This is a genomic window from Streptomyces harbinensis (genome assembly GCF_900116145.1).
Taxonomy (GTDB): Bacteria; Actinomycetota; Actinomycetes; order Streptomycetales; family Streptomycetaceae; genus Streptomyces; species Streptomyces carpaticus.
This window is the reverse complement of sequence record NZ_FPAB01000001.1, coordinates 301,546-324,013: the sequence shown is the minus strand read 5'-3', so window position 1 is coordinate 324,013 and position 22,468 is coordinate 301,546. Positions and strand designations below refer to the sequence as shown.

Annotated in this window: 24 protein-coding genes; 11 read left to right on the top strand and 13 right to left on the bottom strand. The window is 70.8% G+C overall.

Features of this window, described 5'->3' with window-relative positions; genetic code table 11:
• The first annotated feature begins 4 nt into the window (after positions 1-4).
• Positions 5-1,774, top strand: a complete 1,770-nt coding sequence (gene resB, locus BM385_RS01590) for a cytochrome c biogenesis protein ResB (RefSeq protein ID WP_078575765.1) — start codon at positions 5-7, stop codon at positions 1,772-1,774.
• Positions 1,771-2,868 (top strand): c-type cytochrome biogenesis protein CcsB, encoded by a 1,098-nt coding sequence (gene ccsB / locus BM385_RS01585; RefSeq protein WP_019431854.1) that lies wholly within the window; start codon positions 1,771-1,773, stop codon positions 2,866-2,868. The genes resB and ccsB overlap by 4 nt, the downstream gene beginning before the upstream one ends.
• 38 nt (positions 2,869-2,906) lie before the next feature.
• Here ccsB and BM385_RS01580 read toward each other — a convergent pair whose 3' ends face one another.
• Positions 2,907-3,341, bottom strand: a complete 435-nt coding sequence (locus BM385_RS01580) for a PLD nuclease N-terminal domain-containing protein (protein WP_019431853.1) — start codon at positions 3,339-3,341, stop codon at positions 2,907-2,909.
• A gap of 85 nt (positions 3,342-3,426) precedes the next feature.
• On the opposite strand from BM385_RS01580, the gene BM385_RS01575 reads away from it, so the two are divergent.
• Both BM385_RS01575 and mqnP read left to right on the top strand, forming a co-directional pair.
• On the top strand, positions 3,427-4,878 hold the full coding sequence (locus BM385_RS01575; RefSeq protein ID WP_019431852.1) for a menaquinone biosynthesis decarboxylase: 1,452 nt from the start codon (positions 3,427-3,429) through the stop codon (positions 4,876-4,878).
• Positions 4,875-5,801, top strand: coding sequence for a menaquinone biosynthesis prenyltransferase MqnP (gene mqnP, locus BM385_RS01570; protein WP_019431851.1), 927 nt, complete (start codon positions 4,875-4,877; stop codon positions 5,799-5,801). Before BM385_RS01575 ends, mqnP begins: the two co-directional genes overlap by 4 nt.
• A 3-nt stretch (positions 5,802-5,804) precedes the next feature.
• Here mqnP and BM385_RS01565 read toward each other — a convergent pair whose 3' ends face one another.
• From BM385_RS01565 to BM385_RS01550, 4 genes are all read right to left on the bottom strand, one after another.
• Positions 5,805-6,371 carry a Uma2 family endonuclease gene (locus tag BM385_RS01565; RefSeq protein WP_175542892.1) on the bottom strand — a complete coding sequence of 189 codons (567 nt, stop codon included), beginning with the start codon at positions 6,369-6,371 and terminating at the stop codon, positions 5,805-5,807.
• A 97-nt stretch (positions 6,372-6,468) separates the two neighbouring features.
• Entirely contained in the window at positions 6,469-6,699 is a 231-nt protein-coding gene (locus tag BM385_RS01560; RefSeq protein WP_019431849.1) for a DUF397 domain-containing protein, read from the bottom strand.
• Between the two features lie 85 nt (positions 6,700-6,784).
• Positions 6,785-7,795 (bottom strand): PQQ-dependent sugar dehydrogenase, encoded by a 1,011-nt coding sequence (locus BM385_RS01555; RefSeq protein WP_093841933.1) that lies wholly within the window; start codon positions 7,793-7,795, stop codon positions 6,785-6,787.
• A 5-nt stretch (positions 7,796-7,800) separates the two neighbouring features.
• Positions 7,801-8,109 (bottom strand): DUF8827 family protein, encoded by a 309-nt coding sequence (locus BM385_RS01550; protein ID WP_019431847.1) that lies wholly within the window; start codon positions 8,107-8,109, stop codon positions 7,801-7,803.
• Positions 8,110-8,268: 159 nt separating this feature from the next.
• Between BM385_RS01550 and BM385_RS01545 the strand changes: the two genes are divergently transcribed.
• Positions 8,269-9,252, top strand: coding sequence for a C40 family peptidase (locus BM385_RS01545; RefSeq protein ID WP_093841932.1), 984 nt, complete (start codon positions 8,269-8,271; stop codon positions 9,250-9,252).
• Positions 9,253-9,422: 170 nt separating this feature from the next.
• On the top strand, positions 9,423-10,160 hold the full coding sequence (locus tag BM385_RS01540) for a phosphatase PAP2 family protein (RefSeq protein WP_019431845.1): 738 nt from the start codon (positions 9,423-9,425) through the stop codon (positions 10,158-10,160).
• Positions 10,161-10,212: 52 nt separating this feature from the next.
• Here BM385_RS01540 and BM385_RS26960 read toward each other — a convergent pair whose 3' ends face one another.
• Positions 10,213-10,383, bottom strand: a complete 171-nt coding sequence (locus BM385_RS26960) for a hypothetical protein (RefSeq protein ID WP_019431844.1) — start codon at positions 10,381-10,383, stop codon at positions 10,213-10,215.
• A 69-nt stretch (positions 10,384-10,452) separates the two neighbouring features.
• Between BM385_RS26960 and BM385_RS26675 the strand changes: the two genes are divergently transcribed.
• Positions 10,453-11,253 (top strand): hypothetical protein, encoded by an 801-nt coding sequence (locus BM385_RS26675; protein ID WP_019431843.1) that lies wholly within the window; start codon positions 10,453-10,455, stop codon positions 11,251-11,253.
• Between the two features lie 22 nt (positions 11,254-11,275).
• On the opposite strand, the gene BM385_RS01530 is transcribed toward BM385_RS26675, so the two are convergent.
• Positions 11,276-11,641: a metal-sensitive transcriptional regulator gene (locus BM385_RS01530; protein ID WP_019431842.1), complete on the bottom strand. Its 366-nt coding sequence runs from the start codon at positions 11,639-11,641 to the stop codon at positions 11,276-11,278.
• Between the two features lie 219 nt (positions 11,642-11,860).
• Between BM385_RS01530 and pstS the strand changes: the two genes are divergently transcribed.
• The 4 genes from pstS (at position 11,861) to pstB (ending at position 15,964) form a co-directional block, all read left to right on the top strand.
• Entirely contained in the window at positions 11,861-12,961 is a 1,101-nt protein-coding gene (gene pstS, locus BM385_RS01525; protein WP_019431841.1) for a phosphate ABC transporter substrate-binding protein PstS, read from the top strand.
• A 72-nt stretch (positions 12,962-13,033) separates the two neighbouring features.
• Positions 13,034-13,987 carry a phosphate ABC transporter permease subunit PstC gene (gene pstC, locus BM385_RS01520; RefSeq protein WP_019431840.1) on the top strand — a complete coding sequence of 318 codons (954 nt, stop codon included), beginning with the start codon at positions 13,034-13,036 and terminating at the stop codon, positions 13,985-13,987.
• 88 nt (positions 13,988-14,075) lie between these two features.
• Complete coding sequence (pstA, locus tag BM385_RS01515; protein ID WP_019431839.1) at positions 14,076-15,158, top strand: phosphate ABC transporter permease PstA; 1,083 nt, start codon at positions 14,076-14,078, stop codon at positions 15,156-15,158.
• A gap of 29 nt (positions 15,159-15,187) precedes the next feature.
• Positions 15,188-15,964: a phosphate ABC transporter ATP-binding protein PstB gene (gene pstB, locus BM385_RS01510; protein ID WP_019431838.1), complete on the top strand. Its 777-nt coding sequence runs from the start codon at positions 15,188-15,190 to the stop codon at positions 15,962-15,964.
• An 83-nt stretch (positions 15,965-16,047) separates the two neighbouring features.
• Here pstB and BM385_RS01505 read toward each other — a convergent pair whose 3' ends face one another.
• The 6 genes from BM385_RS01505 to BM385_RS01480 all read right to left on the bottom strand — a co-directional run bounded on the left by BM385_RS01505 (position 16,048) and on the right by BM385_RS01480 (position 22,456).
• Positions 16,048-19,356 (bottom strand): S8 family peptidase, encoded by a 3,309-nt coding sequence (locus BM385_RS01505; protein WP_093841931.1) that lies wholly within the window; start codon positions 19,354-19,356, stop codon positions 16,048-16,050.
• A 202-nt stretch (positions 19,357-19,558) separates the two neighbouring features.
• Positions 19,559-20,557, bottom strand: coding sequence for an inorganic phosphate transporter (locus BM385_RS01500; RefSeq protein ID WP_093841930.1), 999 nt, complete (start codon positions 20,555-20,557; stop codon positions 19,559-19,561).
• 5 nt (positions 20,558-20,562) lie between these two features.
• Complete coding sequence (locus tag BM385_RS01495) at positions 20,563-21,183, bottom strand: DUF47 domain-containing protein (RefSeq protein WP_019431834.1); 621 nt, start codon at positions 21,181-21,183, stop codon at positions 20,563-20,565.
• Positions 21,184-21,287: 104 nt separating this feature from the next.
• Positions 21,288-21,626 (bottom strand): DUF2516 family protein, encoded by a 339-nt coding sequence (locus tag BM385_RS01490; RefSeq protein WP_026047096.1) that lies wholly within the window; start codon positions 21,624-21,626, stop codon positions 21,288-21,290.
• A 93-nt stretch (positions 21,627-21,719) separates the two neighbouring features.
• A complete protein-coding gene (locus BM385_RS01485) occupies positions 21,720-22,091 on the bottom strand; it encodes a hypothetical protein (RefSeq protein WP_019431832.1) in 372 nt (123 codons plus the stop codon).
• Positions 22,088-22,456: a helix-turn-helix domain-containing protein gene (locus BM385_RS01480; RefSeq protein WP_019431831.1), complete on the bottom strand. Its 369-nt coding sequence runs from the start codon at positions 22,454-22,456 to the stop codon at positions 22,088-22,090. The genes BM385_RS01485 and BM385_RS01480 overlap by 4 nt, the downstream gene beginning before the upstream one ends.
• Positions 22,457-22,468 lie beyond the last annotated feature (12 nt).

Genomic DNA, 22,468 nt, shown 5'->3' with positions numbered 1-22,468 from the left:
CGACATGGCCAGCGACAACGTGAACGACGGGCGCGACGCCCGGGACGCCGGCGACGAGGCCGCCGCCGGCGCCGGGCTGTCCACCGCCCCGGCGCAGGAGGACGAGACACCGGCGGCGGCCGACGCCCCGCGCGAGGGCGGCACCGTCCATCCCGGCTCCTTCGGCGGGGCACGGCGCCCCGGCGCCGCCGGCGCGGCCGGCTGGCTGGCCCGCGAGGTGACCGGCTGGACCCGCTGGGCCTGGCGGCAGCTGACCTCGATGCGGGTCGCGCTGATCCTGCTCTTCCTGCTCGCGCTCGGCGCCATCCCCGGCTCGCTCATCCCGCAGAGCGACGCCAACGCCCTCCTCGTCGAGGAGTTCAAGGCCGACAACGACCTGCTGGGCCGGGTCTACGAACGGCTCCAGCTGTTCGACGTGTACAGCTCGGTGTGGTTCTCCGCCATCTACATCCTGCTGTTCGTCTCGCTCATCGGCTGCATCGTCCCGCGCACCTGGCAGTTCACCGGCCAGCTGCGCGGCCGCCCGCCGCGCGCCCCGCGCCGGCTGGACCGGATGCCCGCGTACACCACCTGGCGCACCGGCGCCGACCCCGAGCAGGTGCTCGGCGCGGCCCAGCGGGTGCTCAAGCGCCGCTGGTTCCGCACCGCCCCGGGCGAGGGCTCGGTGGCCGCCGAGAAGGGCTATCTGCGCGAGGCCGGCAATCTCCTCTTCCATCTCTCGCTCATCGTGATGCTGGTCGCCTTCGGCACCAGCCAGCTGTTCTACTCCGAGGGCGGCAAGCTGGTGGTGGAGGGCGACGGCTTCTCCAACACCCTGCCGCAGTACGACGACTTCTCCTCCGGCACGCTCTTCGACGTCGACCACGACCTCGATCCGTTCGGGTTCACCCTGAACGAGTTCACCGCCGAGTTCTCCCGCGAGGGCCCCGACCTCGGCACCCCCACCGTCTTCCGCGCCGACATCACCTACTGGACGCCGGACGGCACCGAGACCGACGCCACCGTCCAGCCCAACCAGCCGGTCGTCATCGGCGACTCCAAGATCTACCTGCTCGGCCACGGCTTCGCCCCCGTCATCACCGTCACCGACGGCCAGGGCCGTACCGCCTACTCGGGCCCGGTGCCGTTCCTGCCGCAGGACACCGCCCTCACCTCCACCGGCGTGGTGAAGGTGACCGACTACCTCGACGAGAACGGCGAGCCCGAACAGCTCGGCTTCCAGGGCTTCTTCAACCCCAGCTACGCCATCGACGAAGTACGCGGCCCGCACTCCACCTTCCCCGACCCCGATCTGCCGGTCCTCACCCTGACCGCCTACCACGGCGACCTGGGCCTGGACTCCGGCATTCCGCAGAACGTCTACCAGCTCAACACCCGCAAGCTGGAGCAGTTCACGGACGAGGACGGCGAGCCGTTCCGCTTCGATCTGCTGCCCGGGGAGTCCATCGACCTGCCCGACGGCAAGGGGACGATCAGCTACGAGGGGTACGAGCGCTGGGCCACCTTCAAGGTCAGCACCAAGACCGGCAACGGCTGGGCGCTCACCGGCGCCCTGGCCGCCGTGGCGGGCCTGGCGGGCTCGCTGCTGCTCCAGCGCCGCCGGGTGTGGGTGCGGGCCACCACCGACGAGGCGGGCCGCACCGTGGTGGAGCTGGCCTCGCTCGGCCGCACCGAGTCGGCGCGCATCCCCGAGGAACTCGCCGACCTCGCCGCCGCCCTCCAGCCGGACGCCCCCATGATTCCCGAGTCCTCCGATCAAGGAGCGCGCGCATGAATCTCGCCATGAGCGAGGAACTCGCCGACCTCAGCAACTATCTGATCTATTCCGCGATGGCCGTCTACACCCTGGCCTTCCTCGCGCACATCGCCGAGTGGCTGTTCGGCAGCCGCAGCAAGGTGGCCCGTACGGCGGCGGCGCTCACCGCCGACGCCGAGGCCGTCCCGGCGCAGCGGGGCGCGGACACCATCGGCGTGACGGTGCGCGGCAAGGGCGGCAGCACCGACGTCCTGGAGCGTCCGGCGGTCGTCACCCGCTCCGCCAGCCCCCGGCGCGACGCCGTCCCGGACGGTCCGGGCGCGGCGGCCGGGGACGAGAAGGGCGACCTGTACGGGCGGATCGCCCTCTCGCTGACGGTCCTGGCGTTCCTCATGCACCTGGCGGCCGTGGTGGTGCGGACCGTGGCCGTGGAGCGGGCCCCGTGGGCCAACATGTACGAGTTCTCCACCTCGTTCTCGATGACCGTGGTGGGCGCCTACCTGCTGTTCCTGCTGGCGAAGAAGAACGTGGCCTGGCTGGGCCTGCCGCTGGTCGCCACCGTGCTGCTGGACCTGGGCCTGGCGGTGGCGGTGCTCTACACCGACAGCACCCAGCTGGTGCCGGCGCTGGACTCGGTGTGGCTGATCATCCATGTCGCGCTCGCCATCGGCTGCGGGGCGCTGATGTACGTCGCGGTGGTCTCCACCGTGCTGTTCCTGTTCCGCGACTCCTACGAGAACAAGCTGGCCTCCGGCGGCACCCCGGGGAAGCTGGCGACCTCGGTGCTGGAGCGGCTGCCGTCCTCGCTGTCGCTGGACAAGTTCTCCTACCGGATCACCGCCGCCGTGTTCCCGGTGTGGACCTTCACCATCATCGCGGGCGCCATCTGGGCGGAGAACGCCTGGGGCCGCTACTGGGGCTGGGACCCCAAGGAGGTGTGGGCGTTCATCACCTGGGTGGCGTACGCCGCCTACCTGCACGCCCGCGCCACGGCCGGCTGGAAGGGCCGGCGGGCCGCCTATCTGGGGATCGCCGGCTTCGTGTGCTACCTGATCAACTACTACGGCGTGAACATGTTCGTGAACAGCCTGCACTCGTACTCGGGGCTGTGAGCCGATGAGCCGGGGCCGCGCCCCGGCCTGAGGCCGGGCTACTTCGCGGGGGGATCCTGCGGGCCGCCGCTCTCGTCCGGGTTCCGGTCCTGCTGGCGCAGGTCCTCCTCCCGGCGCCGCAGATCCTCCTCCCAGCTCTCCAGCAGCTCCTTGTCCTTCGCGTTCTCCTCGCGCTGCTTCTCGTCGTTCAGCGAGCGCAGGAAGTCCGGGTTGTCGTCCGGGGCGACCCAGCCGCCCCCGCCGCCGGTGCGGCGCCCGAAGCCGGGGCCGGTGCCCGTGCCGCCGGCCGCCGCACCGCGCTTGCGGCCGATGAAGATCCAGGCGATCGGGCCGATGATCCAGGCGAAGACGATCAGCAGGATCCAGATCAGCTTGGGGAGGTGCTTGACCTCCTCGTCCTTGGTGCTGATGCAGTCCACCAGGGCATAGATGGCAAGGGCGAGCGGTACCAGATACATCAGTACCCTGAGCATGATCGTCCCCCTGGGGAAGTGTGACCGGGCCGGGGCGGGGCCCCCTGACTAAGGCCAGGGTAATGCGTCGGCAATACTGAGGCGCATGGCATACGACGACCTGCGCGCGCTGCTGAAGGCCCTGGAGAAGGACGGGGAGCTGAAGCGGGTGACCGCCCGGGTCGATCCGCACCTCGAAGTGGGGGAGATCACCGACCGGGTCAACAAGGCCGGCGGCCCCGCGCTGCTGTTCGAGAACGTCAAGGGCTCCTCGATGCCGCTGGCCATGAACGTGTTCGGCACCGACCGGCGGCTGCTGAAGGCGCTCGGCCTGACCTCGTACGACGAGATCGGCGAGAAGATCGGCGGGCTGCTGAAGCCGGAGCTGCCGCACGGCTTCACCGGGGTGCGCGAGGCGTTCGGCAAGCTCGGCTCGATGACGCACGTACCGCCGAAGAAGGTGAAGAGCGGCCCGGTGCAGGAGGTCGTGCTCAAGGGCGACCAGGTGGACCTGGAGGCGCTGCCCGCGCTGTTCACCTGGCCCGAGGACGGCGGCTCCTTCTTCAACCTCGGCCTCACCCACACCAAGGACCCGGTCAGCGGGGTGCGCAACCTGGGCCTGTACCGGCTCCAGCGGCACGACAAGCGCACCATCGGCATGCACTGGCAGATCCACAAGGACAGCCGCAACCACTACCAGGTGGCCGCCCGGCGCGGGGAGCGGCTGCCGGTGGCGATCGCCTTCGGCTGCCCGCCGGCCGTGACGTACGCCTCCACCGCGCCGCTGCCCGGTGACATCGACGAGTACCTGTTCGCGGGCTTCCTCCAGGGCAAGCGGGTGGAGATGGTGGACTGCGTCACCGTGCCGCTCCAGGTGCCGGCGCACGCCGAGGTCGTCCTGGAGGGCTGGCTGGAGCCGGGCGAGATGCTCCCGGAGGGCCCGTTCGGCGACCACACCGGCTTCTACACCCCGCAGGAGCCCTTCCCGGCGCTGACCATCGACTGCGTGACGATGCGGAAGAAGCCGGTCTTCCAGTCGATCGTGGTCGGCCGCCCGCCGACCGAGGACGGGCCGCTCGGCCGGGCGACGGAACGCTTCTTCCTGCCGCTGCTGAAGATCATCATCCCGGACATCGTGGACTACCACCTGCCGGAGGCGGGCGGCTTCCACAACTGCGCGATCATCTCGATCGACAAGAAATACCCCAAACACGCGCAGAAAGTGATGTCCGCGGTCTGGGGTGCGCACATGATGTCCCTGACGAAGCTGATCATCGTGGTCGACTCCGACTGCGATGTGCACGACCTGCACGAGGTGGCGTGGCGGGCCCTGGGCAACACGGACTACGCCCGGGACCTGCTGCTCACCGAAGGGCCCGTCGACCACCTGGACCACGCCTCGTACCAGCAGTTCTGGGGCGGCAAGGCCGGCATCGACGCCACCGCGAAGTGGCCCGAGGAGGGCTACACCCGCGACGGCGGCTGGCCGCAGATGGTGGTGTCGGACCCGGATACGGCGGCCCTGGTGGACCGCCGCTGGAAGGAATACGGACTGTGACCGCTCTCCCCGCCCCGGCGTCCCAGCCCGCCCCGCCGGCCATGCCGGGGCGGCTGCGCGCGTTCCTGAACGTGGTGATGTTCGAGCACTCGGTCTTCGCGCTGCCCTTCGCCTACACCGCCTCCCTGACGGCGATGTTCCTGGCCGAGGGCCGGCGGGTGGAGTGGGGGACGCTCGGCCTGGTCACGGCGGCGATGGTGGGGCTGCGGTCGTTCGCGATGGCGGCGAACCGGATCATCGACCGCGAGATCGACGCGCGCAACCCGCGCACCCGGGGCCGGGAGATGGTCACCGGCGCCCTCTCCGTCCGCGCCGGCTGGGTGGGCGCGGCCCTCACCCTGCTGCTCTTCCTCGGCGCCGCCGCGCTGCTGAACCCGCTGTGCCTGGTGCTGGCGCCGGTCGCGGTGGTGCCGATGGTGGTCTACCCCTACGGCAAGCGCTTCACCGACTTCCCGCACGCCATCCTCGGCCTCGCCCAGGCGGCCGGCCCGGTCGGCGCCTGGCTCGCCGTGACCGGCACCTGGTCCTGGGACGCGGTGCTGCTCGGCCTCGCGGTGGGCATCTGGATCGGCGGCTTCGACCTGATCTACGCCTGCCAGGACATCACCACGGACCGCGCCCAGGGCGTACGGTCCTTCCCCGCCCGCTTCGGCGTGGCCGCCGCCCTGCGCACGGCGCGCGCCTGCCACGCGGTGACGATGGCCCTGCTGATCTGGTACGCGGCGGCCACCGGCGCCGGCCCCTGGCTGTGGACCGGCCTCGCCGTGGTGGCGGGTGCGTTCGTCTACGAACACTCCCTGGTGAAGCCGAACGACCTCTCCCGCCTGAACCGCGCCTTCTTCACGGTCAACGGCTTCGTGGGCATCGCCCTGTTCGCCTTCGCCCTGACCGACCTGCTGGTACGCGGTCTGACGATCCTCTGACGCTCAGCCGGCCGGGTAGGTACGGAACCGGTCGGTGCCGATGGTGACCCCGAGCGGCTCGGGCAGCACGACGGGCTCCCCGAAAGCGCCCATGTGCAGCGTCTGGTAGCGCCCCTTCTCCGGCCGCGGGTCGGTGTGCAGCCGCCACGTGCCGTCGTTGGGATCCACCAGCAGGTAGGCGGGGATGCCGCCCTGGGCGTAGATCTCCGGCTTGTCCTCGTAGTCGCGCCGCCTGGCGGGCCGGGTGGTGGAGACGACCTCCAGGGCGAACAGCACCAGTTCGGAGGGCACGGCGGTGAAGTAGTCGTCGGCGTGCTCCCCGCCGGTGACGGCGAGATCGGGCTCGGGCCGGTCGCTCTGCCCGGTGATGGCCACCGCTGTCGTTGCCCAGTACGCGAAGTCCGGCTCCGGGAAATGCTGGCCGACCAGAACCACGATCCGGTTGTGGATGGTGTTGGGTGCGGCCATCATGACGATCTCCCCACGGAGGTACTCCATGGAGAAGCCTTCGATCGGGTCCATGCTCTCGTACAGCTCCAGTCCGCGGTCGCGTTCAGTGACGTCGTTCATCGGAGCCTCCAGGAGTGTCCCTGCCATCAGCGTACCTCCCAGTGTCGAATCCGATCACGTTCCGTCATATCAACGACACGCGGCGGGGTTTGTTACGTCACCTGGGGGAATCCTCGACGAAGTGATCGAACTCGTTGTTCCGCACGCCCAGGACGAACGCGTCCCACTTGGCGCGGGTCGTCGTCACGATCTTCTCCGGCTCGTCGGTCTGCCGGATGTGGATGAGATCCCCGTCCCCGGCGGCAACTTCGAAGCAGTGCTCGTCGCTGCCGTCCTCGACCTCGGCCCTGATCCAGTCCAGATGATCGAGACTGCGGTTCTCCGCCATGGTGGCCCCTCCTGAGTGTCACCTGAGCGGTACTTACGGTACCCGGCGGGCCGGGCACGGTCGACGGAGCCGGTGGTGCCTCGTGTCAGGTGACGGTCAGCCGCAGCAGGCTGGTCTCCGTCAGCAGCCACAGGTCCTCGCCGTCCGGGGTGGGCAGCACCGCCGTCAGGGGGCCGAGGTCGTCGGTCAGGAACGGCTCGGGCGAGGCGTTCGGCAGCGGGTAGCGCCACAGGGTGCCGGCCGTGGTCGTCATCCACAGCGAGCCGGCCAGCTGGGCCACGTCGGTGGGGTCCTCGGCGGCCGGGACGGTGGTGTCCGCGGGCGGGAGGGGCTGTTCCGGGACGACGGGGGAGATGTCGGTGGTGCTGCCGTTGCCCGGGTCCACCGTCCACAGGACGCCCATGGGGTCCCAGGCCAGGCCGCGCAGGTCGGTGTGGCCGGTGGAGAAGGTGGTGGTGCCGGCGGGCCGGGCCGGGTCGATGCGCAGGATGTCGCCGGACGGGCCGGTGCTCGCGTACAGCAGGCCGTCCGGGCCGAACGTCATCAGGCCGGCGCCGCGCGGCAGATCGCGGGCGGCGGCGGAGCCGGTGGGGCGCAGGGTGCCCGCTTCGTAGGTGTAGCGGGAGATCCGGTTGCTCTGCGCGCCCTCGTAGGCGATGTACACCGCCTCCTCGGAGGCCGCGATGTCCACGATCGTCATCTCGCCGGTGGTGCTCTCCACCTCTCCGGCCGCGGTGAGGTTCCCCGTCGCCGGGTCGAGGTGGTGGACGGTGCCGCCGGTGGCGGGGGTGAGCAGCAGGGTGCCGTCCGGGAGCGCGGCGGCGCGGCGCAGGCCGGGCGGCAGGTCCTCGGCGACGGTCTCGGCGATCGCCACCGTGCCGTGCTCCGGGGCGATGACGACCGGGTCGGCCGGCTCGTCCCCGGGCTCCCGGTCCGGCGGTTCGGCGGGCGGGTCGCCGTCCGGGCCGCCGGGCGCCTCGCCGGGCGTGGCCCCTGGGGCCGCGCCCAGCTGCGCGGCCCGGTCGGCGGCCGGGCCGCCCGCACAGGCCGTGGTGAGGGCGGCCAGGACCGCCGCCACCGCCACCGCGCGCCGCATCGCCGCTAGACCGCCATGCCGTAGATGATGGTGAACAGCGTGCCGAGTGAACCGATGATGAACACCCCGGTCAGCCCGGCCACGATCAGGCCCTTGCCCTGTTCCGCGCTGAAGGAGTCCCGCATCGCGGTGGAGCCGATCCGCTGCTTGGCCGCTCCCCAGATCGCGATGCCGAGGCAGATCAGGATGGCGAGGGCCATGATGACCTGGATCATCGTCCGGGCCTCGTCCCCCACCGTGGCGAACGGCCCCCAGTCCGGGGCGATACCGCCGATGAGTTCAGTGATGTCCTCTGAGTCGGCCGCAAGGAACATCCGGGTTCACCGCCCAACTGGCTTGAGTACGTGCTGTGCTGTTCGATACGCGTTCCGCTTGCGATTGTGCCACGCCGCACTGTCCGAAGTACGGTCCGCGGCTGTTGTGTTCGGGGGAACGCCGGGCAGACTTGGGGTGATCGAGGGGAGCGGTGGGAGATGCGCAAGGTGGCGCTGGTCGCCGGGCTGGGGCTGGGGGGCCTGGCGTTGTTCGTGGCGCTGCTGGTGGTGGGCGTGTACAGCGCCGCCGCCGGGATCATCGGGGGTGCCGGCAAGAACGGCGGGAAGCTGGCGAAGAACGCCGTGCCGGCCGCGTACGAGGGCCTGGTGCAGGAGTGGGGGAACCTCTGCCCCGAGCTGTCGCCCGCTCTGCTCGCCGCCCAGCTGAACCAGGAGAGCGGCTGGAACCCGGGGGCCCAGAGCCACGCCGCCGCGCAGGGCATAGCGCAGTTCATCCCCAGCACCTGGGCGGTGCACGGGCTGGACGCCAACGGGGACGGGGTGGCCGATGTGTGGGACCCGGAGGACGCCATCCCGTCGGCGGCGACGTACAACTGCTCGCTGGCCTCCTATGTGCGTGATGTGCCCGGCGATCCGGTCGACAACATGCTGGCCGCCTACAACGCCGGCCCGTACGCGGTGATCCAGTACGGCGGCGTCCCCCCGTACACCGAGACGCAGAACTATGTGCGCATCATCCGGGGCGCCGAGGAGAGCTTCGCGGCGCCGCCCGAGGACCAGCCGCGGCTGGACCCGTCGGAACTGGCGGCCGGAGCCGTGCACTTCGCGCAGGACCAGCTCGGCACCCCGTATCTGTGGGGCGGCAACGGCACGCCCGAGCACGACGGGCGATTCGACTGCTCGGGGCTGAGCCGGGCCGCGTACGAGTCGGTCGGCATCGAGCTGCCCCGGGTCGCCAACGACCAGTGGGCGACCGGGCCGCATCCGGAGCGTGACGAGCTGCTGCCGGGCGATCTGGTGTTCTTCGCCAACGACCTGACGGATTCCCGCAGCATCCACCATGTGGGGATCTACGTGGGCGGGGGCTACATGATCAATGCCCCGTACACTGGCGCCGTGATCCGCTTCGACCCCATTGATTCGGCCGATTATTTCGGCGCGACGCGCCCCACCGCGGGGTAGTAGTCTGGTCGTCGCGCTGCGTCACACACGGGCGTCTCTCTTCGGTAACGCTGTGATGCTCTTTCGGGGACATCGGAACTCCGGGCGCGGCGGATGACGTTTCCTGGACGGGTACGCGGGCGCTCCTCCCCCCACCCCACGACGACATCATGAAGGGGCCGTAACGGCACATGGCTGGACTCGACAACCCTGACATCGATGTCGATCTTCTCTACAAGATCAACGGCTATGCCGACAGTCTGCCGGGCTGGGTGTCCGACGCCGTGACGTTCCTGGTGGAGTACGGCTTCGCGATCGGTCTGGTGCTGGCGGTGCTGGGCACCTGGTTCCTGGTGCGCTCCCGTCCGGGCTCGGCGCAGGCGGTGGCCGGGGTGTCGTGGGCGCTGGGCGCGGCCGGGGTGTCGTATCTGATCAATCAGCCGATCAGTAGTTTCGTGGCCCGCCCCAGACCGTTCATCGATCATCCGGATCTGCATGTGCTGGTGCAGGGCAAGGAGGGGTGGTCGTTCGTCAGCGATCACTCGGCCGGGGCCATGGCGATCGCCGTGGGGCTGCTGCTGGTGCACCGCAGGATCGGGATCGCGGCGATCGCGCTGGCGATCGTGCAGGGTGTGGGCCGGGTGTTCACCGGGGTGCACTACCCGACCGATGTGCTGGGCGGTTTCGCGCTGGCCACGGCGGTGGCGCTGCTGCTCTCCCCGCTGGCGCTGTACGCGCTGACCCCGCTGGTGCGGGTGATGGCCGGTACCAGGCTGTTCGGCTGGGTCGCGGCCGGGGAGGATGTGCGGCCGGACGCGGAGCGGGAGCCGGGGGACCCTGTCGACGGCGGTGAGCCGGGTGGCGAGGACGGCGGCGGCCGGCACCGGGCGCGGGCCCGGCGCGGGGTCGGTGCCCAGTCCCCCTCCTGAGCGTTCCCCTTCTTCTTCCGCTCTTCTTCCGCACGGCCCGCTCCGCCGCTTCTCAGGCGGGGCGGGCCGTTGCCGTGTGGGCGGCGGCCTCGTCCCGGGCCAGGGGCCGGGAGCGGCGGGCCGGCCCGTACCAGCCGCAGCTGCACCGGGGGGCGATGAAGGGTCCGCGTTCCTGGAGGGTGACGTCGTGCCTCGGGGGGACGTCCGCGCTGGCTTCCTGCACCTCTCCACGGTAACCACCGGGTGTCCGCCCGGCCCGTGACGGGTGGGCGGGGCCCTCGTTAGGCAGGCCATGGTGGGCAGAATCGCTTCGCTGGCCGCCCTGCTGCTCGCGGTGAGCGGGTGCACGGGGACCGGTGCGGCGGCGGAGGAAGACGCCGGGGCGCGGCAGGCGCGGGAGACGGTGCGGCAGCTGCCGGAGGCGCTGGCGGGCGCGGGCAGCTCGCTGGTGGCGACGGCGATGGAGATGACCTCGGGCGGTACCCGGGTGACGGTCAGGGGCGAGGGCGGCTACGACTTCGTGGCGCGCTCGGGTGAACTGCGGGTGACGCTGCCGCTGGAGATGCCGGCGGGGCGGGTGCCGCCGGTGACGGAGGTGTTCACCCCGGGCGCCCTGTACATGAAGAACCGGGGCGCCGGGGTGCCGGCCGACAAGTGGGTGCGGCTGGATGTGACCACGCTGACGGACGGCAATCTGGTGGCGAACGGGGCCACCGAGCCGCTGCTGGCGGCGGAGCTGCTGCGCGGGGTGGTGAGCGTGCGGGAGCTGCCGGGGACGGAGCTGCACGGGGAGTGGGTGCGGCACTTCCGCGGGGTGACGGATCTGGTGGTGGCGGCGCGGGAGGCGTCGGGGCCGGCCGGGGAGCAGCTGGCGGCGGCACTGGCCGGGCCCGCGGACCCGGCGGTGCCGTTCGACGCGTATCTGGGGGCGGACGGGCTGCCGCGCAAGATCCGGCTCCAGTTCAGCCTGGGGAGCGAGACGGGTCCCGACGGGATCGACGTGGCCTCCACGGTGGAGTTCTCCGGGTTCGGCACGCCGGTGCCGGTGACCCTGCCGGTGCCGGAGGACATCTACGCGGGGGCCGTGGGCTGATCCGCCGGCGGCCGGCCGGGTCTCAGGTGCGCAGCAGGCGGGCGATGGCGGCGGTGGCCTCTTCGACCTTGGCGTCGATCTCGGGGCCGCCCTCCTGGGCGGCGTGCGCGACGCAGTGCCGCAGGTGCTCCTCCAGCAACTGGAGTGCGAAGGACTGGAGCGCCTTGGTGGAGGCGGAGACCTGGGTGAGTATGTCGATGCAGTAGACGTCCTCGTCCACCATGCGCTGGAGGCCGCGGATCTGGCCCTCGATGCGGCGCAGCCGTTTGAGGTGGGCGTCCTTGTCCTTGCTGTAGCCGTGCGGGCCCTGGGGCGACGGGGCGCCGGGCGTGCCGTGGGGGGTCGCGGTGGCCGGGTGGGCGGGAGTCGTCTCCTCGGTGGCGGTCATGATCGTCCTTCCCTGCGGCCGTATACCCCCGATGGGTATAGCGTAACGAATGTGCCGTCTGCCTGGCAGTATCGTGCACCTCCCGGGTGACATGTGGCGGCGTCCGGTCCACCGGGCTGCCCTGTGGGATTCATTTTCTGTTCACTTATGACCTTCAGTCGCTTCATCTGCTCTGCCTACTTTCGGTCTCGGACGTCTCCCGGAAGGAAATGAACGACAGTGAAGCTCGGCGCGGCAGCGGCCCTGGTCTCCAGCGCCCTGCTCCTCACTGCCGCCTGCGGTAGCGACGACAACTCGGGACTGCCCGGCGCGGTGGACTTCTCCGCGGACCACATCGAGTGCGCGCCCTCCGGCTCGCTGCTCGCCTCGGGGTCCAGCGCGCAGGCCAACGCCATGGAGGTCTGGGTGAACACCTACCAGGCCAACTGTGACGACAGTCAGATCAACTACAAGGCGACCGGCTCCGGCGCCGGCATCCAGGAGTTCCTCCAGGGCCGGACCGCCTTCGCCGGCTCCGACTCCCTGCTCGGCGACCAGGAGCTGGCGGACTCCCGCGCGGTGTGCCGGGACGGCGGCCAGGCCATCCACCTGCCGATGGCCGCGGGACCGATCGCCATCGGCTACAACCTGCCCGGCGTGGACGACCTCGTCCTGGACGCCCCCACCCTGGCCCTGATCTTCGACTCCGGCATCACCCGCTGGAACGACCCGGCCATCGCGGCGCTCAACCCGGGCGCCGACCTGCCCGACCTCCCCATCACCGCGTTCCACCGGTCGGACGGCTCGGGCACCACCGACAACCTCACCCAGTACCTGCACGGCTCGGCCCCCGAGCAGTGGCCGTACGAGCCCAACAAGAACTGGACCGGCAAGGGCGGCCAGGCCGCCGACGGCTCCTCCGGGCTGGTCGGCATGGTGCAGCAGAACGCCGGGGCCATCGCGTACTTCGAACTGTCCTACGCCCACCAGAACGGCATCAGCACGGTCGCCATCGACACCGGCGCCCCCGAGCCGGTCGCGGTCTCCGTGGAGAACGCCTCCAGCGCCATCGCCGCCGGCGAGGTCGTCGGCACCGGGGGCGACCTCGCCCTCGAACTCGACTACGCCACCCGCGAGCCCGGCGCCTACCCGATCGTGCTGGTCACGTACGAGATCATCTGCGACAAGGGCAACAACCCGGGCACGCTCGATCTCACCAGGGCCTTCCTCGGCTACGCCGCGGGCGAGGAGGGACAGGGCGCGCTCGCCGAGATCGACTACGCGCCGATCCCGGACGGCATCATCGAGCAGGTGCGCGACCGAGTGGCCGGGATGTCCTGACATGACGCACCCACCTGCCCCGTACGCTGCCGACGCCGTCCGTACCTGCGAGTCGATATGAGCGGAACACCCATGGGAACGCCCGCCACCGCCCCCCGGAAGAACACGGTGCGCCTCGGTGACCGGGTCTTCAGCGGCCTCTCCAAGGGCTCCGGCATCGCCCTGCTGGTGATCATGGCGGCCATCGCCGTCTTCCTCACCATCCGCGCCGCGATCGCCATCGCCCACAACGAGGGAAACTTCCTCACCACCTTCCAGTGGGACGCCAACGCCTCACCGCCGGTCTTCGGCATCGCGGTGCTGCTCTTCGGCACCGTGGTCTCCTCGGTGATCGCCATGACGCTCGCCGTCCCGGTGGCCATAGGGATCGCGCTGTTCATCTCGCACTACGCGCCGCGCCGCCTGGCCGGGATCATCGGCTACGTGGTGGACCTGCTGGCCGCCGTCCCGAGCATCATCTACGGCCTGTGGGGCGCGCTCTTCCTGGTGCCGCACATGACCGGCCTCTTCGACTGGCTGGACCGGTTCTTCGGCTGGACCGGGATCTTCGCCTACGACGGCACCCCGGCCCGTTCCCTGATGACCGTCGGCATCCTGCTGGCCATCATGATCCTGCCGATCATCACCAGCGTCACCCGGGAGGTCTTCAAGCAGACCCCCAAGGCCCACGAGGAAGCCGCCCTGGCCCTGGGCGCCACCCGCTGGGAGGTCATCCGGATGACCGTGCTGCCCTTCGGCCGCTCCGGGATCATCAGCGCCTCGATGCTGGGCCTGGGCCGGGCGCTCGGCGAGACGATGGCCGTGGCCACCGTCCTGTCGCCCAGCTTCCTCATCAACGCCAGCCTGCTGGAGTCCGGCGGCGGCACCTTCGCCCAGAACATCGCCAGCCAGTTCAAGGAGGCCGGCTCCATGGGCCGCGACGCGCTCATCGCCTCCGGCCTGGTGCTGTTCGTCCTCACCCTGCTGGTCAACGGCGCCGCGCGGCTCATCATCGCGCGCCGCAAGGAGTACTCGGGGTCCCTGTGAGCGACACACAGCCGGCGGCCGTGCCGCAGACGACGACGAGGCCCGCGGGTTGCCACGCGGGCCGGGCAACGAACGCGAGGGGCAACGCATGAGCCAGACCACCGTGACCGAAGAACCGCCGCGGCCCCGGCCCTCGGTGCGGCCCACCACCCTGCGCCGCCCCCGGCTGCCGGGCTGGTCGCGCGGCGCGCTGCTGCTCGGCTCCGCCGCCATCGGCACCGCCACCGGCCTGGTCGCCGGCCTGGAGAGCCGCGTCCAGTGGGGCCTGATCGCCGCCCTCGTCTTCGTCGTCGGCGGATTCGCCCTCACCTCGGCCGTCGAGGGCCGCCGCCAGGCCGTCGACCGGCTGGCCGCCTCCCTGGTGTGGACCAGCTTCCTGGTCGCCGTCCTCCCGCTGGCCTCCCTCCTGTGGGAGACCATCGCGCGCGGCATCCCCGGCGTCAGCTGGTACTTCCTGACCCACTCCATGAACGGCGTGCTCAGCTGGCAGGACGGCGGCGGCATCTACCACGCGCTGCTCGGCACCGTCCAGCAGGTGCTGCTCGCCTCCGTCATCGCCATCCCGCTCGGCCTGCTCACCGCCGTCTACCTGGTCGAGTACGGCTCCGGGCGGCTCGCCCGCGCCATCACCTTCTTCGTGGACGTGATGACCGGCATCCCCTCCATCGTGGCGGGCCTGTTCATCCTCTCCATGTGGATCATGATGATGGGCTTCGGCTACTCCGGCTTCGCCGGCGCCCTCGCCCTGTCCATCCTGATGATGCCGATCGTCGTACGCTCGACGGAGGAGATGCTCAAGCTCGTCCCCAACGAGCTGCGCGAGGCGTCCCTGGCCCTCGGCGTCCCCAAGTGGCGCACCATCCTCAAGGTGGTGCTGCCCACCGCGATCGGCGGCATCACCACCGGCATCATGCTCGCCCTCGCCCGGATCGCCGGCGAGACCGCGCCGATCATCCTGCTGGTCTTCGGCAACAACATGATCAACGGCAACCCCTTCGAGGGCGCCCAGTCCTCGCTGCCGCTGTTCGTGTACGAGCAGTGGGCGTTCGGCACCGAGTCCGCCTACGACCGGGCCTGGGCCGCCGCCCTGGTGCTGATCGCCTTCGTCATGATCCTCAATCTGGCCGCCCGGGCCGTCGCCCGCTGGAAGGCCCCGAAGTCCGGCCGCTGACGGCCACCTTGCAAGGAGGTACACCCCCCATGGCCAAGCGCATCGACGTCACCGGCCTGACCGCGTACTACGGCACCCACAAGGCGATCGACGACATCTCCATGCACGTCGAGCCGATGTCGGTGACCGCGTTCATCGGCCCCTCCGGCTGCGGCAAGTCCACCTTCCTGCGCACCCTCAACCGGATGCACGAGGTCACCCCCGGCGGCCGGGTCGAGGGCAAGGTGCTGCTCGACGACGAGGACCTGTACGGGCCGGGCGTCGACCCGGTGTCCGTGCGCCGCACCGTCGGCATGGTCTTCCAGCGGCCCAACCCCTTCCCCACCATGTCCATCTACGACAACGTGGCGGCCGGGCTGCGGCTGAACGGCTCGTACCGCAAGTCCGAGCTGGACGACATCGTGGAGAAGAACCTGCGCGGCGCCAACCTGTGGAACGAGGTCAAGGACCGGCTCAACAAGCCGGGCTCCGGCCTCTCCGGCGGTCAGCAGCAGCGGCTGTGCATCGCCCGCGCCACGGCCGTCGAACCCGAGGTGTTGCTGATGGACGAGCCCTGCTCGGCGCTCGACCCGATCTCCACCCTCGCCATCGAGGATCTGATCGGGCAGCTGAAGTCCACCTTCACCATCGTGATCGTCACCCACAACATGCAGCAGGCGGCGCGGGTCTCGGACCGCACCGCGTTCTTCAACCTGGCGGCGGTCGGCCAGCCCGGCAAGCTGATCGAGATCGGCGACACCGACCGGATCTTCTCCAACCCCACCGTCCGCGCCACCGAGGACTACATCTCCGGCCGCTTCGGCTGAGCCGGCCCGCCCCCCGGGACGCACGCCCGCAGGGCTGAGCGGCCCGCCCCCAGCCGGGCGGGCCGCTCAGGTCCTGGTGCGGCTCAGGCGGTGCGGTAGGCGTCGATGACGGTGACGACCGAGACGTTGCCCGCCCCGTCCGTCAGCGTCGCGCGCAGCGACACCGAGCCGCCGGCCGCCGGATTGTCCACCGCCACCGCGCCGTCCTCGACGGGCACGGCGGACCAGCTCGCGCCGCGGTCGAGGGACACCTCGACGGCGAGCGAGTCCACCCCATTGTCCAGCGCCGCGCCCTGGATCACCAGCGGAACGGCGAAGCCGTCCACCCCGGCCGGCGCGGTGGAGTCCAGCGCCACCTCCGGCGTGAACCGCACCACGCTGACCGGCAGCGCTGTGATCTCCTCCGTCCGGGCGGAGCGGAAGGTGAAGTCGGCGCTGACCTCCGTGCTCACCGGGTACACCCCGGGGTCCCGGCTGCCCCGGGTGACCAGGCGGTACTCCGCCTCCTCGGCGGGCAGCACGAACCCGGGCCACATGGTGTCGAGCTCGGTGTCCGACCGCGCGTACTCCTCGCCGTCGCGGTAGAGCACCGCGGACGCGTCGGCGAACGCGCCGAACCCCTCGTGCCCGGCGCCGTCCGTCAGCAGATGCAGGGCGCCGGAGAGTTCGTCGCCGTCGCGGTGCACGCCACCCCAGTAGCCGGTCAGGGCGGGGCCGAACACGCCGGTGTTCAGGGTGCGTTCGTAGGTCGCGCCGGGCTCGGCGGGCAGGTCGCGGGCGATGACCGAGGACCACTCGGGCTCGGACACCCACAGCTGATGGATCCAGCCGAGGTCGCCCTCCATGAACACCCGCCGGGTGCCCGGCAGTTCGATCTCGTGCCCCACGGGCTCGCCGCCCGTCACGAAGGGCCAGGTGAGCAGCGACCCCTGGGTGGAGCCGTCCGGCGAACCGAAGTGCGTGACGGCCTCGGACAGATCCTGCCGCCGAATCTCCCGGCCCAGTCCGGTGAAGAAGCCCGAGAGGTTCTCGTCGAAGGTGTGGTAGTCGGCGTCGCCGTTCGAGAGCAGGGTCGTCAGATGGCCGGCGAGCCGCCAGTCGTCCGCCGGCTCGCCCAGCTGCGCGGTGCGGAAGGAGCCGTCGAAGCCGCCCATGCCCCAGGAGGAGTAGAAACCGTCCTCCGTGCCGTCCTCGACGAGCCGGTACACCAGCACCTGGTCCTGCCGGGTGGCGGCAGGATCGGGGGCGGTGAGGGCGATCTCGCCGGCGTCCGCGACGTGCGCGTCGACCGTCACCGGGGCGTCCACCGTCAGCGCGGGGTGCATGAGCCAGGTCAGCCCGTCCTCCTCGTGGATGCTGATGTCCACCAGGTACCGGCCGCCGGGGACCCGGACGCTGCCGGCCTCCTCGGAGTCCAGCCACCGGAACTCACCGGTGTCCAGGTTGACGAGATGGCCGTCCCACAGGGCGGCCGGCTCGCCGGCCAGGTCGCGGGCGTCGACCGCGACCTCGAACATCTCCTCCTCCCGGTCGACGACCCCGGCGGTGCGCACGGTCCGGCCGTCGTCGCCGGTGGCGGTGACGTACAGGCTGTGCGCGCCGTACGCCGTCCCCCGGGAGGTGTCGGCGGTGACCTCGACGCTCGCGGTGCCGCCGGCCGGGACGGTCAGCTGCTCGGCGGCGAGGGTGTAGAAGTCCTCGGGGGCCGGGGCGCCTTCGGGGTCGAGGGTGTCCAGGGCGAGGTCGAGGGTGATGTCGGTGTCGCCGAGGTTGCGGTAGGTCAGTTCGCGGGTGACCGGGTCGGCGTCCTCGTGCGGGAAGGGCACGGTGCCGAAGCTGAGCGAGGTGGTCTCGGCGATGACGGTGGTCTCCAGCGCGGCCGGGACGTCGATGCGTCCGGAGCCCTGCTGGGTGGCGGTCAGCCCTTCGCCGCCGGTGGTCGAGCCGGTGAGGGCGGCCTTGAGCTGCTCGCCGGTCCAGTCGGGGTGGCGCTGCTTGAGCAGGGCGGCGGCGCCGGCCGCGTGCGGAGTGGCCATGGAGGTGCCGGAAATGGCGACGTACCCGTCGTCGACCGGGTCGCCGTAACTCCAGATCGCCGCGTCCGGGGCGCCGGCGGCGGCGATGTCCACGCCGGGGGCGGTGACATCGGGCTTGAGGGCGCCGTCGCGGGTGCGCGGGCCGACCGAGGAGAAGTCGGCGAGCTGGTCGGACTTGTCGACGGCGCCGATGGTGAGCGCGGCGTCCGCCGTACCGGGGGAGCCGATGGTGCCGGCGTACGGCCCGGAGTTGCCGGCCGCGATGACGAACAGCACGTCGGAACCGGCCGACAGCTGGTTGACCGCGTCCTCCATCGGGTCGATGGCGGGGCCGGCCGAGCCGCCCAGGCTCATGGAGATGATGTCGGCGCCCTGTTCGACCGCCCAGGTCATCCCGTCGATGATGTCCGATTCCCAGCCGGAGCCGTAATCGTCCAGCACCTTGCCGTTGAGGATGTCCGCGCCCGGGGCGACCCCGGTGTACGTGCCGCCCGCGTGCGCACCGGTTCCGGCGGCGGTGGAGGCGACGTGAGTGCCGTGGCCGTCGCGGTCGCCGGCGTCGGCCGCGTCGGAGAAGTTCTCGGCCGCGGTGACCTTGCCGCCGGCCAGATCGGCGTGCTCCTCGCTGACGCCGGTGTCCAGAACGGCGATCGTCACGCCCTCGCCGTCGTAGCCCGCCTCCCACGCCTCGGGGGCGCCGATCTGCGGAACCGATTCGGCGAGCGTCTTCTCGACGGTGCCGTCCAGCGCGACGGTGGTGATGCCGGGCGCGGCGGCCAGGGCGAAGGCGTCGTCGCCGCCCGCGCCGCGGGTGAGCGCGGCCCAGACATCGGTGGTCTCCTCGGCGGTGACGGTGAACGCCTCGCCGTTGATGGCCGTCAGGGGTGTGCTGTCCCCGGAGCCCTCCGGCGCGGCCTCGGCCAGCTGTGCGGCGGCGCTGTCCTGGGAGCGTGCGGCGCCGCCGTAGGTGACGATCAGCGGCAGCCCGCCGGCCTGCTGGTAGCGCTCGGTCGCGAGCTGGGTGACATTGAACAGCCGCTGGTCCAGGCTGCCGGCCCGGATGAGCGAGCGGGCGTCCTGCGGGATGACGTAGGAGTCGCCGTCCAGGGTGAGGTGCTGGACGGGTATGGACGCGCGGCCCTCGGCCCGTATCAGTCCCCTGACGCGGCCGTCCTGGCCGACGACCACCTGGTCGCCGGTGATGAGGGTGACGCGCACCCCCGGGCTCTCGGAGGTGATGGAGTCGATGCCCCCCTGAGGGCCGTCCGGGACGGCTGCGGCCGGAACGGCCGCGCCCGCGGCCATCGCGACCGCGATGGCGCCGGCGGCGAGGGATCGATGGAATGTCTTCCGCAACTGTGCCCCCACATGTCGGTGGTGAACCGATGGCGGGAGGCGTCCGCTGCCTCCCGCGCCGCCCCAGATCATGTCCAGGTCAGCCGGGGCAGGCGATCGCGATCGATGGAGAATCTGTGCGGAAGTTGCGGATATTTTTCGCTGTTGGCTCTTTTTTGGCCCCTTTTGGGGCTGTTTTCAGCCGGTGCCGGGCCGGGCCGGGTCAGCCGGTGAAGAGATGGATCACCCAGAAGGTGACCGCCGCCACCCCGCCGGCCGCCGGCATCGTGATGAACCAGCCCGCCACGATCGACTTGGCCACCCCCCAGCGCACCGCGCTCACCCGCTTGGTGGCCCCCGCGCCCATGATCGCCGAGGTGATCACATGGGTGGTGGAGATCGGGGCGTTGAAGATGTACGAGGCCGAGTACAGCACCGAGGCCGCGGTGGTCTCGGCGGCGAATCCGCGCGGCGGGTCCAGCTCGATGATCCGGCGCCCCAGCGTGCGCATGATGCGCCAGCCGCCCGCGTACGTCCCGAGGGAGAGCATCCCGGCACAGGCGATCTTGACCCAGACCGGGATCGAGCCGCCCTCCGGCTCCACGTCCGCGATCACCAGCGCCATGAAGACCACGCCCATGGTCTTCTGCGCGTCCTGGAGGCCGTGGCCGAGCGCCATGCCGGCGGCGGAGACCGTCTGCGCTATCCGGAAGCCGCGCTGCGCCCGGTGCGGGTTGGCGCGCCGGAAGATCCACATGATGCCGACCATCACCAGATAGCCCAGCACCAGGCCGATGAGCGGCGAGACGAACATCGGGATGACGATCTTGGTGAGCACCCCGTCCCAGTGCACGGTGCTCGCCCCGGCGAGCGCCGCGCCGACCAGGCCGCCGAACAGGGCGTGCGAGGAGGACGAGGGCAGCCCGAAATACCAGGAGATCATGTTCCAGGTGATCGCCCCGAGCAGCCCGGCGAAGAGGATGATCATCCCCTGTTTGCCGGTCGGGGTGTCGATCAGCCCCTCACTGACGGTCTTGGCCACGCCGCTGCCGAGAAAGGCCCCGGCCAGGTTCATCACGGCGGCCATGGCCAGGGCGACGCGCGGGGTCAGCGCCCGGGTGGAGATCGAGGTGGCGATGGCGTTCGCCGAGTCGTGGAAACCGTTGGTGTAGGTGAAGAAGAGCGCCGCGCCGATGACGACGAGGAGGGCGAACGTGTCCACGGGGGTCAGGACTCCTTGACCACGATGGTCTCCACCGTGTTGGCGACGGCCTCGAAGGCGTCCGCCGCTTCCTCAAGGACGTCCACGACCTGCTTGAGCTTCATCACCTCTATGGCCTCGTAGGTGCCGTTGAAGAGGTGGGCGAGCAGTTTGCGGTGGATCTGGTCGGCCTGGTTCTCCAGCCGGTTGACCTCGATCCAGTACTCGTTGAGGTGCTCCATGGTGCGGAGGTTGGGCATCGCCTCGGCGGTCAGCTCGGCGGCCCGGTGCAGGACCTCGATCTGCTGCGCGATGCCCTTGGGCAGCTCGTCCAGCTCGTAGAGGACGACGAGGTCGACGGCCTCCTCCATGAAGTCCATGATGTCGTCGAGCCGGGAGGCCAGCCGGTAGATGTCCTCACGGTCGAACGGGGTGATGAACGAGGAGTTCAGCTGGTGGAAGATCGCGTGCGTCGCGTCGTCCCCCGCGTGCTCCGCCGCGCGCATCCGGTCGGCGATTTCTCCGCGCGTAGCGGGCTCCGCCCCCAGTAGCTCCATCAGCAGCTTGGAGCCACTGAGGACGTTGTCGGCCGAGATGGCGAACAGATCGTAAAAGCTCGTCTCCCGGGGCGTCAGGCGAAATCGCACTGGAGTTCCTCTGGGGTTCATCAACGGGTGTACCCGATGATGCTAAGGGCTGATTCCAGCCACGGCTAACCATCCGGCCGCAGTTGTTACCTTTGCGCCGCGGATCAGCGGTTGCCGTTGTACGGCCCGTAGGGGCCGTCGCTGCTGCTCCAGCCGCCGCCCCGGCCGCCGCGCCCGCCGACACCGGTGATGGCGGGCTTCACATCCACGATGTAGACGATGGCGGCCACGGTACCGGCCAGCACCAGCAGCATCATCGGGATGATCAGCTGGGCGGCGACCGACACCCCCAGGATGACCAGCCAGAACGGCTTGGTCTGCTTGTCGGCGGCCCGGTAGGCGTCCTCGCGCTGGAGGGCGGCGTGCACCAGGGCGTACACGCTCAGGATCAGCAATCCGAGCGTGATGAGCCCCCACAGGGAGTAGAACCCGTTCATCAGCATGCTGTCCACCACCATGGTCCGCGCAGTCCGTCCGAGTCCACGCTACCGGGCGCGGCGCCGGGCGCGTAGTGCTGAAAGGTGCCCAAAGTCACCTCATACCCGCGGTGAGGCGTCCTCGCCCTTGTCCTCGGTGCTCTCGCCCTTGGCGAGCCGGCCGTTCTCCGGCTCGGCGCGCTCCACGATCACCTCGGGGGTGCTCGCCTCCTGCTCCCGCGCCTCCTCGGCCTCCCGCGCGGCCCGCTCGGCGCGCCAGGTCTCCACCGCGCCCTTGCCGCGCTCGCTCAGCTCGCCGTAGGTCTCCTTGGCCTTGGCCGCGTACACCCGGAAGGTGCTCTGCGCCTGCTCGCGCAGCTCGGGGGCGTGGCTGCGCAGCTCGCGCAGCTTCTCGGCGGCCAGGTCGGCGGTGCCCGCCGCCGCGTACGTCGCGGTGGTGACCGTCTTGCGGATCTCGTCGGTGATGGTCATGGTGACTCCTTCTCCTTCTCCTGTCGGCTCCGGTCGTTGCGGAACGAGGTGTAGATCTGCAGGAGCGCCTGCTTCTGCTCGTCGGACAGCTCCGGGTCGGCCAGCACCGCCGCCGGCACCCCGCCCGCGCCGGGCTCCTCCTTGACGGCCTCGGCGTCGAGGATCCCGGCCTGCACGTACAGCGTCTCGGCCGAGATCCGCAGCCCCTTGGCGATCTGCTGCAGGATCTCCGCGCTGGGCTTGCGCAGCCCGCGCTCGATCTGGCTCAGGTACGGGTTGGACACCCCGGCCATGTCCGCGAGCTGCCGCAGCGACAGCTTCGCCTGCCGCCGCTGCTCCCGCAGAAACTCCCCGAGTGAGGCCATGTCCCCAGCGTG

Coding starts and splice junctions, on each gene's coding strand:
- BM385_RS01485 (WP_019431832.1), bottom strand. CDS start 22,091: ATGACCATCACCGACGAGATCCGCAAGACGGTCACCACCGCGACGTAC.
- BM385_RS01490 (WP_026047096.1), bottom strand. CDS start 21,626: ATGCTGATGAACGGGTTCTACTCCCTGTGGGGGCTCATCACGCTCGGA.
- BM385_RS01550 (WP_019431847.1), bottom strand. CDS start 8,109: ATGTTCCTTGCGGCCGACTCAGAGGACATCACTGAACTCATCGGCGGT.
- BM385_RS01565 (WP_175542892.1), bottom strand. CDS start 6,371: ATGAACGACGTCACTGAACGCGACCGCGGACTGGAGCTGTACGAGAGC.
- BM385_RS01555 (WP_093841933.1), bottom strand. CDS start 7,795: ATGCGGCGCGCGGTGGCGGTGGCGGCGGTCCTGGCCGCCCTCACCACG.
- pstA (WP_019431839.1), top strand. CDS start 14,076: ATGAGCCAGACCACCGTGACCGAAGAACCGCCGCGGCCCCGGCCCTCG.
- BM385_RS01540 (WP_019431845.1), top strand. CDS start 9,423: ATGGCTGGACTCGACAACCCTGACATCGATGTCGATCTTCTCTACAAG.
- BM385_RS26675 (WP_019431843.1), top strand. CDS start 10,453: ATGGTGGGCAGAATCGCTTCGCTGGCCGCCCTGCTGCTCGCGGTGAGC.
- pstB (WP_019431838.1), top strand. CDS start 15,188: ATGGCCAAGCGCATCGACGTCACCGGCCTGACCGCGTACTACGGCACC.
- BM385_RS01530 (WP_019431842.1), bottom strand. CDS start 11,641: ATGACCGCCACCGAGGAGACGACTCCCGCCCACCCGGCCACCGCGACC.
- BM385_RS01580 (WP_019431853.1), bottom strand. CDS start 3,341: ATGCTCAGGGTACTGATGTATCTGGTACCGCTCGCCCTTGCCATCTAT.
- BM385_RS01575 (WP_019431852.1), top strand. CDS start 3,427: ATGGCATACGACGACCTGCGCGCGCTGCTGAAGGCCCTGGAGAAGGAC.
- ccsB (WP_019431854.1), top strand. CDS start 1,771: ATGAATCTCGCCATGAGCGAGGAACTCGCCGACCTCAGCAACTATCTG.
- BM385_RS01560 (WP_019431849.1), bottom strand. CDS start 6,699: ATGGCGGAGAACCGCAGTCTCGATCATCTGGACTGGATCAGGGCCGAG.
- BM385_RS01480 (WP_019431831.1), bottom strand. CDS start 22,456: ATGGCCTCACTCGGGGAGTTTCTGCGGGAGCAGCGGCGGCAGGCGAAG.
- resB (WP_078575765.1), top strand. CDS start 5: ATGGCCAGCGACAACGTGAACGACGGGCGCGACGCCCGGGACGCCGGC.
- BM385_RS01545 (WP_093841932.1), top strand. CDS start 8,269: ATGCGCAAGGTGGCGCTGGTCGCCGGGCTGGGGCTGGGGGGCCTGGCG.
- pstC (WP_019431840.1), top strand. CDS start 13,034: ATGGGAACGCCCGCCACCGCCCCCCGGAAGAACACGGTGCGCCTCGGT.